Source organism: Nitrosomonas sp. ANs5, from assembly GCF_050584665.1.
In the GTDB taxonomy this organism is placed as follows: Bacteria; Pseudomonadota; Gammaproteobacteria; order Burkholderiales; family Nitrosomonadaceae; genus Nitrosomonas.
In genome coordinates this window covers 1-15,470 of sequence record NZ_JBEUDO010000026.1, presented here as the reverse complement: position 1 = coordinate 15,470, position 15,470 = coordinate 1, and the positions used below count along the sequence as shown (strand labels likewise).

The window sequence follows — 15,470 nt, the reverse complement described above, 5'->3', positions numbered from 1 at the left end:
CTATCGCTGCAAAATACCGATAAGCGCTGTTTTTACGAACTTCTTTGCATTTTTGTTTCCAGTGTTCTGCGATTACCCTATCGTGGTGTCTGGATATGTCAATATAATTTTTATGCATCCAATTGCCGCTATCTGGCTGGCTGCACACCATGGCAGCCGTCTGGCCCGTAAACTAACGCGTACTCATCTGCTTGGCCATGATGACCTGGTGCAACGGTCTACGTCCGTTCCAGCTGATTGTTCAATGTGGAATACGCATTATCAATCTCAAGATTTAGGAAAGCCGTTCAATGAATACTGAGACCAAAATCGATATAGCTTCCGTCGTCGGCATTAGAGAAGCGATGGCACAGATTTTTCGCCTGATTTACCGCCACCTGGAGTCCTATACCAGTAATCCTGCTGATAGCCAGCAAATCGAAAATTGTCATTATTACACCCATCAACTCAAGGCTATGCTGGAAATGCTGGGATTGGGCGGGATTGCATTTGTGAGTCAGAACCTGGAAGCCTTGCTCAAGTCCCTATGCGAACAAAAGATAGCGTCACAGCCGGATACGCTTCATGTGGTCAGACAATCCTTGCGATCGATAGAGCGTTATTTGAATGCATTGGTGGATGGCGAGGAGGATAATCCTGCCAAACTGTTTCCCGTCTATCGTAAGATCATGCAGGCGCAGGGGCTGGAAGAGGTTTCCGCAAGCGATTTGTTTTTCCCTAGCATGCGTGAATCACTGCCGCTCACACCGGCATCATCCGATCTTGATGCGCCTGCCAGGCAAACGGCTGCCCGGCAGGCGCGCACGTTATTCCAGACAGGCTTGGTCAATTGGTTGCGGGATTCGAGCAACAAGCAAAGCCTGCAGCAAATGATCGATGCTGTACGCATGATCGAGCAACTGCCGGCGCCAATCGAGCAAAGAGCTTTTTGGTGGATTTCTACCGGTTTTCTGGACAGCCTGCTGCATCAAGAACAGAGTGTTGATCATTCCATCCGCCGGCTCTGTGGAAAAATTGAGCAGGAAATCAGGCGACTCAATAACGAAGCGCACACCGTTGCCGATCAGTTGACCAGGGAGCTCCTGTATCGCGTCGCACGCTGTCAGCCAGTGAGTGAACGATTGCAGGAAATCAATCGCGTCTATGATTGGCAGCAATTGCTGTCTTCATTCGATAATTTAGACCCGCTGGCGGAAATCGCGGAGGATGACCTGGCGTTGCCGGAGTCTGAATTAGAGGCCATGCGTGCCTTGTTGAGTGATATGGCCGACCGCTGGTACCGATTTAGCTTCGAAGAAGCGGATGATCGGACCACTTTAACGGCCTTGTCCGAGCAATTCCAGGTACTGGCTGCTAAGTCGAATTGTCCGACGCTGGAAACATTGGCCGGAGCGGTACATAACGCTTGGTCCGGATTGAGCATGCCAGTAGCCGGCGAGGACGACAGTATTCTGCTGGTGATAACTGATAGTCTGGCATTGATAGAAAATATGCTGGAAACTATTCAGCAGCTTCCCCCAGAGCTGTCATCAAAGGCAGCGTCACTTGCTGACCGCATACATGCGTTAATGGCTGGTGAAGCAGTGGCGTCACCCTTGGCCGATGCGCCTGAAACGCATCAGGACATGGATGCGGCGCAAGCGTTGATGCAGCAGGCCACACAGGAAATACGCGCCAATCTGACGCAAATAGAAGACATTCTCGAGCGATTTTTTATCGATGCCGGGGCTCTCGATGATTTGTCTATGCTGCCACGGTTATTTACGCAGATTGGCGGCATGTTGGCCATGCTCGAGCTCGATCGTGCCGGCATCTTGCTCGATTTATGCCATGGCCAGGTCAAAAAACTGATGAATTCGGCTCACTCAGCCCATTCTGGCGAACAAACTTTGCTGGCCGATGCGCTCAGTAGTTTTGGTTTCTACATTGAAACGCTCGGAAATCCTCAACCGGATAGGGAAGCACTGGTTGAAGCTGCCATCAGCATGTTTGATCAGCCCCCAGCCGATGAAGCGCTTGATGCAGGCAGCGAGCCTCTCCCGCAATCAACCGCTGCCTCCCCGGAAAGCAGTGAGCCCATGATCGATACAGACTTGCTGACAATCTTTCTCGATGAATGCAATGACGTACTGGCCAGCATCGCCGAGCATTTACAGGCATCCCGCCACGATCCTGCCGACATGGAAGCGCTGGCTGCCATCCGGCAAGGCTTCCATACTCTGAAGGAAAGCAGCCGTATGGTAGCACTACCGGATCTGGGTGAAGTTGCCTGGCGCATCGAACAACTCATGAACCGCTGGTTGGGTGAGCAAGCACCCGCAACCGATTGCCTGTTGGCACTGCTGGAAGACAGCCATCAGTATTTTGGCGTCTGGTGTGCGCACCTTGCCAAAAATGGGGAAGTCGAAATCGAGGCCGCTGCCTTGATCGAGCGCATCAGAAACATCATGCATGGAGCCAGTGAACCCTCCGCCAGCGTTCCAGCTGACGATAGTTTGTGCCAACCAGTCATGGAAGTGAAACAAGATCAATCTCAGTTGTTGGATGAAGCGGCCGCAAACCGCGTGACAGAAGCAGTCAACGAGAATCTATTATCTGATCCTGGTAATGAATCGATAGATCCAGAGGCTCAAACACCGATCGGAGAAACAATCGAATCCGGATCCCATCAGGCCGATGTGCAAACTATTCCGGCTGTGCCTGCCTGCAATCTGCCTGAAGCGATTGAGACCGGCGGACACACCCCCATTTTGCAGGTCGAAGCCGAGTTGATTGACTGTCTGGTGGACGACGCGAGTGAGGCAAGTGTGGCCCGTTCACAAGTTGAGAAACAACTATATGGCTTTGAGCAACAGCTGCAGCATCTGGGAAAAAGTATCCACCGCATGCGTGAACGCCTGCATGCAGCAGAAACAGGAGCGGATAGTCATTCGCCCGGCACGCCCTCATCGTCAACGGACAATCCGATCCCGGCAGAAACCGGGCAGCCAGATCATTCGATACACTTGCAGCAGTTAACCCAGCAGCTGGAGACGGATCTGGACGAGCTGCTGAGGGCCCATCAAAACCTGCTGACAACCCAGCAGGCTGCTCAGTCGGCATTGGACCAGCAAGTGCATCTGAATTACCAGTTGCAGCAGACACTGGACAACATACGCTTCAAGCCGTTCTCGTATTTGTGCGCACAGCTGCAGCAAGTCGTCAGCGAAAGCGCTCGAGATACGAACAGACAGATCAATTTCATCATCCAGGGAGAAGATCTGGCAATTGAGCAGAGGATGCTTGAGACGATCAGAGCGCCACTCACGCATGTGCTGCAGGGCGTTCTGCAACATGGGGCCGAATCAGCCGATGAACCACGCCAGGCTGGCAGACTGGGAACCGGTCAGATCACGTTCAATCTGCGCCAGGAAGCCAACGGTGTCGTCATTACATTGTCAGCTGACGGCATTGAGCCGGCTGGCGAGCACTTTCACCGGAATGAGAAGGTACATCAGCCTGAATTGACTGACCCGGATGAAGCGCACGATGCAGGGGATGGCCTGGATGATTTCAAGCATACGCTGGCAGCAATCGGTGCCAGCATTACCATCACTTCGGATCAAAACCGCAGAACCACCTGTACATTGCGTCTGCCAGCACTTCAGACCGTTACGCGCACCTGGATCACCAGCGTGGCTGGCAGCACATACGGCATTCCGGCGTCACTCGTGACGCAGGTTCTGGAAATGGATGATACGGCCTTGGCAACCGCCTATCAGGCCGGGAGCATTGATTGGCAAGGAGAAAGGTTTCCTGTAGCTTATCTCCCGAATCTACTGGGAGAAACCGATCTTGCTCCCGCGATCGAATGTTACCAGCGAATACTGTTGCTGCAATCCGGTCAAACCCGCCTGGCGGTTCATGCTGGCGAACTGGCCGGACGGTGCGAAATCATCATGAAAGATCTCGGTTCACAATTATCGCGTGTGCCCGGTTTGGCCGGTGCAGCCATGATAGGAGAAGACGTGACCATGCTGATTATCGATCCGCTCAAGCTGATGCAATACCGGCAAGCAAAAGAAGGTTCGCTCCTTGCGTTGTCATTCGCTCCAGCCGGTTCCAGCAAACCTCTACCGGAAAGTGTTGCGCAAGTTGTTGAGAGTGTGGACTGATTCGGAAACATGGGTCCGTTAAACAGTCAGCAAGACCGGGCATTCCACCCCCAAAACCGCAGTCGACTGCGGTTTTGGGGGTGGAAGCAGTTTGGAAACACTGAATGACTGTTTTTCTAAAACGATGGGCAACCTCTCCTGCTACCTGCCTGGCAAGGATGGCAGCGTACAAGGGTGCGCTTGCACACCATAAAAACCGATGACGGATGATTGCTGGGCGCATATTCAGCATCACGAGGCCGAGAATCGCGAAGCGAGATTTTTTCCGGCAACCGTAATTGCCCGTCGGCGACGATTGGCCATGCCAGGCCAAGTAGCTTATACTAAAAACACAGTGGTGCATGATGCCTGTTTCAGGCAAGCAAGATAGTCGTCTAGGAGGCTGTCCGAGAATAGCGATCGTAGCGAGGGCAAGGCTGGTTGAGTTGGATTTTTCGATCATTTGAGGCGAATAGTCGTTCTATTTAACGATAAGGATCGTAAAATCCGGCCAATCAGGCTCGTCCGCAGTAGATCAGTCTATTCTCGGACAGCCTCCTAGGATAAGTTGCATGCACCACACTGTTACTGAAAATAGTTCAGAGGCAGATTGGACTATTAAATTAATTTCTTCCAGAATGAGTCTGTCATTCAGCAGTATCCCTCGGTCGAAGTGCTGGATCGGTATCTGGGGAGATGTTGGATAGACCCAAATTGACCACTGGGTGACGCGGCAATTCGGAATGCGGGTTGCTGCATTGCCCCGTGACGGCGGTTTTATCCTGGATTCGCCGGTCGATGCTGATTTGAGTATTCTGCCGGGTGAATAGCTGGATTTCTCAAAAACATGCGACTTCCCCACCATGGGTGAGTTTGCGTTGTGGTGGATTGTGCAATTTTCAGGCACATGACTGCATTGCTGTTTCCTGGCATGATCATGTCGCAAGATTGCACCTTGTCCTGTGCCCCAATACCAAATATGTTATCCGCTTTGCTGAGGAACTGATGCTGACCTTGCGCATCTTTCCAGTAATTCCGTCAGGTTGATTGCCGAAACTGGGGTGCATGATGTGTGTCATGTAACAGATTTCATTCGCTGGAACCGGTTTAATGATTTTTGTGGGATTCCGTGATGCTATTTCAAACATTAGTCAGTATTGTCGCCTTATTTCTCAGTCTCATACTCCTGGTAATGGGCAACAACCTGTTAGGGACAGTGATTGCACTCAGGATGGAACTCGAAGGTTACCGGGCTGGCATCGCCGGGACGGTACTGGCTTTCTTTTCCATCGGCTTTGTTCTGGGCTCGCTTTCCGGGATACATGTGATTCGGCGAGTGGGTCATATTCGGGCTTTTGCGGTATTTGGCGCTGTCGCCGGTGCGGTCGCACTACTTCATTCCATCCATATCTCGGTTATCGGTTGGGGCGCGTTGCGTCTGGTCCTGGGTTTCTGTATTGCAGGATTGATGCTGATTACCGAGAGCTGGGCCAATACCCGCGCAACCACAGAAACCCGCGGCAAACTGCTGGCCACTTACATGGTACTGTTTTATCTGGCGGCTTCACTCGGTCAATTCTTGATTGGGTGGGGTGATCCGGCCACGCATCATTTATTTATTGTTGCGGCAATTCTGATTGTCGTGTCATTGATTCCATTGTCGCTTACGCGTTCCCCGGCGCCAGAACTGGAGGCAGGGGAACGGTTGGGGATACTGGAACTATGGCGAAAATCAGAGCTGGGTGTCGCAGGTGCCTTGTTCAGTGCCATCGCATTGAGCGCATTTGCTGCAATTGGACCCATCTTCGCCGTCCGGTCCGGGTTGGATGTCGGGCAAGTGGCGGCATTCATGGGGCTGGCCATTCTGGCTGCCATGTTTCTGCAGTGGCCAATCGGCCTTTTGTCGGATTTTGTACCCCGGCGCATATTGATTCTGGTGGTCATCGGCGGTTCAATTGCTGCCGGGCTGGTGGCCGCATGGCTGGGGGATCAATCGATACTCTGGCTATATCTGAGCGTATCACTGTTTTATGGGCTCGTTGCCTGTATCTATCCGTTGTGTCTAGCCCTGACGCATGACATGCTCGTTCACCATCAAATTGTTCCCGCCAGTGCGACCATGCTGTTTTCAGCGGGCCTGGGCAGCGTCATCGGGCCGGTACTGGGAGGATTCTCGGTCACCTGGCTGGGACCGCCGGGATTGTTTTTCCTGACAGCCGCTGCGTTATCCCTGTTATTGCTGTTAGGCATACGTTCTTCGTTGCGGGAACGAGACCCAACGGTCGAGGAACAGACCCACTGTGTGGGGGTGGCGCCCGTTTCAACCACAGTCATTCTGGAATTGGATCCACGGCAGGAAGATTTCGAGGCATACCAGGATTCTCATCCAGATCCGCTGGCAGCGGAAACAGCAGCTGATACAACAGCCGAAACGGTTGAAACGGTTGAAACGGCTGAAACAGCAGTTGAAACGGCAGTTGACCCAGTCGAATCAGATGACCGGAAATGAGCCTGACCTGAAGCGGTAGCATGCCTGATGCTGTTCGGCCTGATGAATTTCAGTGTGATTTCAGTGAATGCCAGCCAAATGTTGCCACTCATGATTGCCTGAAGGCCTGCCTGACTCTGACCGGCAGACGCACGGACAGAGTCAGGCCGCGCACCAGCAGAAAGATATGCAAGGCAAGCCACAGACCGGTGTTGGCAAAATCCCGCAGCAGCCACCATGCGATCAAATAGGCACTGAGCGAAACCAGCATCATCCGGCTCATCTCGCGCGACCAGGTTGCACCGATAAAGACACCATCCATCTGGAACGCCAGCACGCCGGTGAGCGGCAGCAAAGCAGCTAGCAGCAGATAGTGCGATGCTTCCATTCGTACTGATTCCAGCGTGGTCATCACTGCGATCAAGGCCTCACCAAACAGGCCAAAAGTCAGCGAGAGCAAAGCGGCCATGCACAAATTCCAAGCCAGGGTAAGCCGCAGGCTGCGCACAAAACCCGCGCGGTAATTGGCGCCGATGGCGCGACCGACCAGTTGCTCGGCAGAGGTTGCCAGCCCGTCAAGAAAATAACTGGCAATCATGAGGAAATTCATCAACACGGCATTTGCTGCCAGTGTTTGTTCACCCAGATCGGCCCCTTGAGCGGTAAAGAATGCGAAGGCGAAGAGCAGGGCGAAGGAGCGCAGCATGATATCGGCATTGAGATTGGCAAGGCGCCAGAGGGCAGCACGATCAAACAATCGTTTGCTGGATGGGCGCTCGCCCCCTGCAAGCAATCGATGGCAAATACTCAGGCCGAGCAACAGCGCGAGCAATTCGCTGATGACAGTGGCGGCCGCGACGCCCTCGATGCCGAATCCCAGCTGCAGACCCATCAGGAACGAGAGCACTATATTGGTGCCGTTGAGTACGATCTGCAGTAACAGTCCGGTTTTTGTCCGGCCCAGTCCAATCAGCCAGCCCAGCACCGCGTAATTGCCCAATGCCAGCGGCGCGCCAAACATGCGGATCTGCACGTATTGCTGGGTCGCTATGGCAACCTTGTCGCCAGGGTCCATCAGATAAAGACCAATCGCTAGCAGCAGCGGGGTCAGTGCCAGCAGGATCAGGCCGCAAGTCGCGCCAGTCATCAGGGAACGCAATAGCGTCGCCTGAATTTCAACTGCGTCGGCCCGGCCAAAAGCTTGGGCAGTTAGACCAGTCGTGCCAGAGCGCAAAAAATTGAAGGTTGTCAGCGCCAAATCAATCAGAATGGCGCCCACCGCCAATCCGCCGATCAGTGACGCCTCGCCCAATCTGCCAACCACGGCCGTATCGACCAGTCCCAGCAACGGCGTAGTCAGATAGGCGAGCGTCATCGGCACGGCCAAATTGAAGACCATGCGATGGGTCACGGCAAAGGGATGAGTCGGGGAGGGCACTGACTATATTTTTGGGAATTTAATCTCGCATATGAGCAAGACCGTTGATACTCGGAAATAATTTCATCAAAATAGCCGCTATTTCAAGCAATTTTATCTGCATGGCTATTTTCTTGTCTGAATGGGTGCTGGGCTGGAAACGGTAAGATACGCTTGCGCACCATAATTTACTCATGAGAGCCAGTTTGAAAAAGCAGGTTCGCCATGCCATCCAGTCGTTCCTTGGTTTTTTCCCATTTCGGCATGACTTGTTCCATCAGCCGGTAGAACCGCTGGCTGTGGTTGTGCTCGGCGATATGGCAAAGCTCATGCAACAGTACGTAATCGATGCACTCTCGCGGCGCTTTCACCAAGTGAGGATTAAGAGTAATCCGCCCATTGGGCGAGCAGCTGCCCCATTGGGTATGCATGGTGCGTATCCGTAGCGGCGGGCGCTCAGTCACCCACAGTGCTTGTTCCAGCATGGCGTCGAGCCGTTTGGCAAATACGTCCTTGGCGCGGGCCTTGAACCAGTCAGTGAGCAGTTCCTGAACCTTCTCGGCGCGCTTGCGCCTGACAGTCACTTCTAGTTTGCCCCGCGTCAACTTAACACCCTGAATCTGGTCAGGGGCTTCCATCACCTTCAGCAGGTACTGCCTGCCCAAGTAATAATGGCTTTCACCACTGATGTATTGGCGTGGCGTGATGTGCGTCAGCTGTTTCCGAAAGTCCCGCAATTGCTCGTAGATCCAGCGTCCACGCTTTTTTACCGCAGCTAACACCGCATCGTTGCTGGTATCTTCCGGCGCAGATATCACTACGCGGCAATCAGGATGAACCTTGATCAGCACCTTGCCTGTGGCCAGCGGACGCCGTACGCGCTCGAAGGCGATGCACTCATCGCCGTAGCAAAAGCTCAGGGGCTGGCCTTGGGCGCGGATTAGCACATTCATCCCAATGACATGCCGCTCAAACCCACCCGGGTGATTTGTACGACCATTTCCACAATCTTCTTGGCCTGATCCATGCCGCCGCCGATGGCTTTGCATGCCTGGAACATGCGCGGCAGCAGTTTCTTGCGGATATCTGCTTCGATGTTCTGCGGGTTGATGGAGTTTTCAGCCACGGCGGTTTCAACTGCTTCGTCAATCTCAAAGGCCAGCTTCACCCACTTGTCCTGTGCCTGCTGATCGGTGATTGAGAGCGCTTCCGGCAGCACCTTTTTGAACACACCAAAGTAAGCCTGGGCATGGCGATGGCCGGCAAAGGCATCGGGGATGTCATGCAGGCGGCGCGCCTGCACCTGCTCTTCGAACGCGCGGAACAACAGGTATTGTTTCAGCGGATGGTCAAACAGCTTTTCCGCATCGATGATGGCCTGGCGCAGCAGTTTGGAGAAGGCTTCCTGCGCATAGGGGTCATCGCGCAGTTCCTGCTCGATCATGCGGGTGACGCGGGTTTTGATGATGTCGGTTTCGTTGCGGGTTTTCTCGTTGCGCCAATCTTTTGGCTGCTGCTTCTGGCCCATCTTGCCCACTTCATAGACGCCGTCCGGTTCTTTGACCCCCACGCCCACCACATGCTTATCCAGCAGTTTCTTCACCTGCTCGGCATAGGCGTCATAGTTCACCCGTTCACCGGCATCCTGCTGGACCAGCTGGCGCAGGCTAGAGAGCTGTTTCAGGGTTTCCTTGTAATGACGGCGGTCGTCATCACTGAAGACTTTATCTTCGAAGAAAGTGGCCGATTGCAGCGCCACTTTCAGGCAACTGGCAAAGGCAGTCAGGGCTTCGTAGAAATCTTCCCGAACTTTGAGATGCACATCGACCAGCTCCCCATCACGTTCCTCGATCTTCGGCACCAATACCTGGCGCAGTTGCTCGATGTCATTCCGGTTCTTTACGCTATCGAAAATGGCCCACAGCTGTTTGTAAAGCTGGGGCAGGCGCTTGTATTCGGTGCACATCTGACTGTAGAGGCCCGCGATGTCGTCGATCTCGTAGCCGCCCTGGGTGCGGGAAGCCAGATCTTGATATTTCTGAATCGTGGCATCCAGCTCGGCCAGAACGCCGCGATAGTCGATCAGCAAACCGAACTGTTTCTTCGGGTGCAGGCGGTTGACCCGGGCAATGGCCTGGATCAAATTGTGCGCTTTCAGTGGTTTGTCGATATAGAGCACGGTGTTTTTCGGCTCATCGAAACCGGTCAGCAGTTTGTCCACCACAATCAGCAGCTTCAGCGCGTCGTCGTTATCGAAACGCTCGATCAGGCGCTTGGTATAGGCCTGTTCATCCTGGCTGCCGACATTGTCCTTCCACCACTGGGTGACTTCCGGCGTGGCCGATTCATCCACGGCGGTATTGCCTTCACGGGTATCGGGCGGGCTCATCACCACGGCAGATTCAAACAAACCCGTTTCGTCCAGATACTTCTTGTACTTGATTGCCGCAGCCTTGCTGTCGCACGCGAGTTGGCCCTTCAAGCCTTCGTCAATGTTTTTCACGAAGTGGTTGGCAAGATCGAGCGCGATCAGGCGGATGCGATCATCCGCACCGTACACCTGACCTTTTTGGGCGAACTTACGCTTGAGGTCGGTCTTCTGCTCATCGGACAGCCCTTCGGTAATGCGCTCAAACCAGCTGTCGATGGCACGCGCGTTCACATCCAGATCAGGGATGCGCTCTTCATACAGCAGTGGCGTAACCGCCCGGTCCTCCACCGCGCGCTGCATGGTATAGGCGTGCACGATGGGGCCGAACTTGTTGGTGGTCTTGTCGTCCTTCAGCAGCGGCGTGCCGGTAAAGGCCACAAAGGCGGCATTGGGCAGCGCCTGCTTCATGCGGATATGGTTCTCACCGTCCTGGCTGCGGTGGCCTTCGTCGATCAGCACGATAATATCCGGGTTGGTGTTCACGCATGCCGGCAACTTGGTGGCGGTAATAAACTTCTGAATCAGCGAGAAGATGATCCGCTCGCTGCCTTTGCCAATCTGCTTGGCCAGGCGCTTGCCGGAAGTGGCCATCGCCGTTTCTTTATCCTTTTTGCCAGCTAGTTCGCCACCCGAGGCAAAAGTTCTGCTGAGCTGAGTTTCCAGGTCTACCCGGTCGGTCACCACCACAATGCGGCACTGTTTCAGGCTGTCGTGCAGGATCAATGCCTTGCTTAAAAACACCATCGTGAACGACTTACCCGATCCCGTGGTATGCCAGATGACGCCACCTTTTCTTGGCCGCGCAACCGGAAACGCGGGCCGCTGGCCCGCAAGTGCAGGCGAGTTGCCTGCGCTCCCGGTATCAAAAGTATTGATACGCTCAATCAGCCGTTTGATGCCAAATACCTGCTGATAACGGGCAACGATCTTGCCAATTTTTTTATCAAACAGGGTAAAGAAGCGGGTCATCTCCAGCAATCGGGCCGGGCTTAACAGGCTGATCAGCAGTTGATCCTGCCCGGTGACTGCCAGTTCACCACCCGCAATCAGGTTGTTGTACCAGTCAAGATCGGCAGCCGGACGATGGCTGAACAAGCTTGTTACCTGTGCGGGGGTTAATCGTTCGTTCTTAAGGGCAAACATTGCCGTGCCGGCAATATCCTCCTCACGCCAGGCGGCCCAAAATTTCTGGGGGGTGCCGCAGGTGCCGTAGCGGCCTTCATGGCCATTGATGGACAGCAGCAACTGGCTATAGACAAACAGCAACGGGATTTCATCATGGCGCTGGTTGCGCAGGCTTTGCGAAATCCCTTCGTCAATGGTCGGGCCTTTGTTGGCATGGCCATCGGGCCGCTTGGCCTCGATCACCACCAGCGGAATGCCATTCACAAAACAGACAATATCCGGCCGGCGGCTTTCCACGCCACCTGCGCGGGTCACGGTGAATTCTTCAGTGAATACAAAACTGTTGTTGGTCGGGTGCTGCCAGTCGATCAGCGCAATGGTCAGGCTGGCCTTTTTGCCATCGACAAACTCAGTCACGGAAATGCCGTACAGCAAGTGGTTATACAGCCGTTCATTGGCCGTCAGCAGACCCTCGTTCAGCGCCGGGCTGCAGACCTCGGCAATCAGGTTATCGATGGCTTTCTCCGACAGCGGATAACTTTTGCCGGCGAAGGTAAAGGTGCGCTTTTGTAGTTCGCTGCGCAGAATCTGGCGCAATACCACTTCATCCTGTTGGCCGCCACGGGCTGCCAGCGCCTGTTCAGGGGAGAGGAATGACCAGCCGAGGTTGGTCAACAACGTTAGCGCCGGCAGCTTGGTGCTGTATTCTTCCTGGAATCTGGGGGCGTATTGAGTCATTCGTTATCTATCTTCAACTCCTGATACTCGAGGTGCGTTCACATTAAAAAGGGCTGCCGCTTTGTGAATAGTCGTCCCACATCTCAGCTGCTGCCTGCTCTATCTCCAGGTATGACTTCGATACTAAAGGGGTTCTGATTGGGGCTGATGACTTATCCCAATCTAAGGTATTACCAATCTTATCTTTGCGACGCAGTTTAGAGCCGCCACCGAGACTCATTGAGAACAGATCCAGGAAGCGTCGAGGCCCCACACCGATAAACGGCTCGAAACTGACTAATTCGCTAGTATCACTACAAGAGTTTTCCAATTCCGATTTGAGCTGGATGGATTCAGAATGAAAATCCAATGCACGACTTTTCGGATAAGGCTCTACATAGACCACTCTTTTGATGCCGCTTGCGATGATGTGCTTAGCGCAATTATGGCAGGGAAAAGTTGTGCAGTAGAGTGTTGAGCCAGAGGTTGGTATACCGGTACGGCTACATGAAAGCAGCGCGTCCATTTCAGCGTGTACGACACGACCAAACTCGGTCAGGTCTGAGATTTTACTTTCTCTCAGCACCTTATGGAGCTCTATTTTGTTTTGGCCACCTATCAGGCCTTTTTCGAGGAGGCTTTGGGCTATTTCCTGAATAATTTCAGCCTGCGCCTGTTTGTTGGAATCGCCTTCTCTGGTGTAATCCTTGCCATCTGGATCATCTTCAATATTGCCTGTTGCTTCGTCGACTTCCGCCCAGTAGAGGCCGCCACCAGACTTGGGAACATCATTCGCACCCGTTGCAATGATCTGCTTTTCACGGCTAATCACGGCACCTACTTGCCGAGATAAATCGCCGGAGCGAACAGAGCTATTGAATGCCATAAACATCGCAAACTCATCGAATGTAGGGTTCTTATAAGGGTGTGAAAAAATCAATTCCAAAAAGCGCTGTAAACGGTTTTTAACTTGGTCGTTATTGCTGCCCAGGTTCAAAAAAAGTCGGCTAAGTGGTAGGTATCCCTGGTTTTTTGCCCATGATCGAAGCTTTCATCTTCGTCAATTCGAATCAGCTCGTTAGCCTGGGCCTGGGTCATCCCTTTATCGTCGGTCAAATGTTGGTGACGTCTTTTCTCATCCGCATGAATTCCGATTAAGTAGAAACCGTCTCCATACACTTTTCGCAGAAACTCGACTTCTCTGGGGTGTTTCAATGAATTGACAATGTATGCACACTTTGGATTGGATTCATTTCTTGAAGCTGAAATCTTTTTTGCGACACCAGTTGCCAAAATGGCGTTGTTTTTACTATTTTCTCGCAGTGTATCGCCAGCCTTCATATAATGCCTGATTCGTTCATACTCGCCCGTTCCTGAAAAGCCAAACAGACAGGACGATACTCGGATTTCTTGAACTGAGTATCCAAAACCTTTGAGGCGATCAGATAAAGGGTCTGTTACTCGCTTGTATTCAGTTCCAACCGCACTCACTATACCAATGACCAATTCTCCTTCGTTGATACCTGTCGTCAGGTATTGCCGCTCGATCGAAAGATTTTGGGGAGACATGGCAGTGGTTGGATGTGTATCCTGAGCGGAAGCTGAAACCTTAGGTGTCGTAATCGTAGCAGCTTCAGTTGGATATAGAAGTTTTGGAACTTCAGCCTCCAGTGTTGATTTTCCAGGATCCTTACCTTGAAAGCTGATAGAGCCGGTAGATTCGAACCAGTTCATCACACCATTGTTAAGCCGGAGAACCTTCTTGTTGGGTTGCGACTCATCCCATTGTCCGCCAAGCTTTGCCAGCTTGGCTTTGAGGTCTTCAAATGTGCCAGAAAACTTCAGTGCCATTACCGCCTCATTTCTTATCTTTAGGTGGATAGGGGTCGTTGCCGTAGCTGTTTCCTGCTCGGATTTTCCCGTCACCGCCGTGAACCTTGGTATCGGATTGCTGGTTACGTGCGATCTCTTCGGCGACCTCAATCGCTTCTTTCTGCGTTTTCGTTACTTTGGTGGCTTTTGAGTTACCCGCGCCTTTTACAGCCCAGCCGTCAGGGTGTCTAACCACGTGTTGGTTCTTACCTTTTGCCATTACGTAACCTCCTTATTTTCAAGTTTTACTCGGCGCTTACCCGTCAATAGCTGCTGCATCAGGGCTTTTTTCTCCAGCTTTAAGGCATCAAGCTTTTGTTGCAGGGTGATGATTTCATCCTCAGCGATGCGAAGTAATCTCCCAATCGCTTGTTGCTCATCAAAGTCTGGGTATGTGACAGATATGTTTCTGAAGGCATCTTGTGAGACCACATAACGCTGACCGCTACCATCGGCGAGTAAGTTTACTTGCTTTCTAAACTCAAGCGTTGTAAAGGCATATGCTTTGAAATTTAAATCCCATTGCTCACTAATCCTGAAGCGAACCACATGATAGCTGTAGCAGCAATTTGGAATATCTTCTACTGCCACTGCAGGAATACCTGCCTCGTTTCTGGTTTCCGAAGAAGGGGTAAAAAATACATCACCTTGAACGACATTACAGCCCACAACTTTACTTTCAGGTGCTGTAACCCAGTGGTTAAGTTCATTTGAGTAAATAAAGCTTCTCTTGAAAACATCTGTGAAATTTAACAGGCGCACAGGTGTTTCATCTTTTACTATTTTCTTATCCACACCGGCACTTTTGATCTCTCCAATTTGGCCAAGTCTAGCAGTCTTCCACGCCCCACTAAACCTAACCCCATTCTTGTCCAACAGGCGTTTTTTGCCGGTGAGCAATTGTTGCATCAGGGCTTTTTTCTGCTGCTGGCTGTTGGCGAGTAGTTGTTCGGTGGTGGTGATGGCCTTGTCCCAGGTGGACAGGATTTGGGCGATTTTCTTTTGTTCGGGAAGAGGAGGAAGGTTAATCAATATTTCCCCGCAATCTGGCACACGCATGTGTGCTACTGTTCCGCCGTTGCTAAAATCTTCAATCTGTTTTTGGCAAAACCGACTAGATAGTGTGTAAAAAAGATAGTAATTGTCGGCCTTTTCCCGCGCAGTTCGATACATCATTGTTCTCTGTCCTAAAAAGACACCATCATCATCTTCAAGGACACCTACTTCACCAACAGGGGCTTCACGAGTAAAAATTATATCGCCCCTTTGTGGAGCTCCACGGCGAAT

General features: G+C 52.4%; 9 protein-coding genes. 2 read left to right on the top strand and 7 right to left on the bottom strand.

The genetic code is table 11. From position 1 onward, the window contains the following. The first annotated feature begins 290 nt into the window (after positions 1 to 290). On the top strand, positions 291 to 4,154 hold the full coding sequence (locus ABTW62_RS07995; RefSeq protein ID WP_430904065.1) for a chemotaxis protein CheW: 3,864 nt from the start codon (positions 291 to 293) through the stop codon (positions 4,152 to 4,154). Positions 4,155 to 5,265: 1,111 nt separating this feature from the next. Then, positions 5,266 to 6,642, top strand: coding sequence for an MFS transporter (locus ABTW62_RS07990; RefSeq protein WP_430904064.1), 1,377 nt, complete (start codon positions 5,266 to 5,268; stop codon positions 6,640 to 6,642). Positions 6,643 to 6,730: 88 nt separating this feature from the next. Here ABTW62_RS07990 and ABTW62_RS07985 read toward each other — a convergent pair whose 3' ends face one another. The 7 genes from ABTW62_RS07985 to ABTW62_RS07955 all read right to left on the bottom strand — a co-directional run. Further along, positions 6,731 to 8,059: an MATE family efflux transporter gene (locus ABTW62_RS07985; RefSeq protein WP_430904063.1), complete on the bottom strand. Its 1,329-nt coding sequence runs from the start codon at positions 8,057 to 8,059 to the stop codon at positions 6,731 to 6,733. 167 nt (positions 8,060 to 8,226) lie between these two features. Beyond that, on the bottom strand, positions 8,227 to 8,991 hold the full coding sequence (locus ABTW62_RS07980) for a M48 family metallopeptidase (protein WP_430904062.1): 765 nt from the start codon (positions 8,989 to 8,991) through the stop codon (positions 8,227 to 8,229). Continuing rightward, positions 8,988 to 12,332 carry a type I restriction endonuclease subunit R gene (locus tag ABTW62_RS07975; protein WP_430904061.1) on the bottom strand — a complete coding sequence of 1,115 codons (3,345 nt, stop codon included), beginning with the start codon at positions 12,330 to 12,332 and terminating at the stop codon, positions 8,988 to 8,990. Before ABTW62_RS07975 ends, ABTW62_RS07980 begins: the two co-directional genes overlap by 4 nt. A gap of 43 nt (positions 12,333 to 12,375) precedes the next feature. Beyond that, a complete protein-coding gene (locus tag ABTW62_RS07970) occupies positions 12,376 to 13,308 on the bottom strand; it encodes a deaminase (RefSeq protein WP_430904060.1) in 933 nt (310 codons plus the stop codon). Beyond that, the gene (locus tag ABTW62_RS07965) at positions 13,305 to 14,162 is read right to left on the bottom strand and encodes a hypothetical protein (RefSeq protein ID WP_430904059.1); all 858 of its coding nucleotides are present in this window, start codon (positions 14,160 to 14,162) and stop codon (positions 13,305 to 13,307) included. Before ABTW62_RS07965 ends, ABTW62_RS07970 begins: the two co-directional genes overlap by 4 nt. 7 nt (positions 14,163 to 14,169) lie before the next feature. Then, a complete protein-coding gene (locus tag ABTW62_RS07960) occupies positions 14,170 to 14,403 on the bottom strand; it encodes a DUF2188 domain-containing protein (RefSeq protein ID WP_430904058.1) in 234 nt (77 codons plus the stop codon). Next, positions 14,403 to 15,470, bottom strand: a 1,068-nt coding sequence (locus tag ABTW62_RS07955; protein WP_430904057.1) for a restriction endonuclease subunit S, incomplete at its 5' end; no start/stop codon positions are given. The genes ABTW62_RS07960 and ABTW62_RS07955, both read right to left, overlap by 1 nt.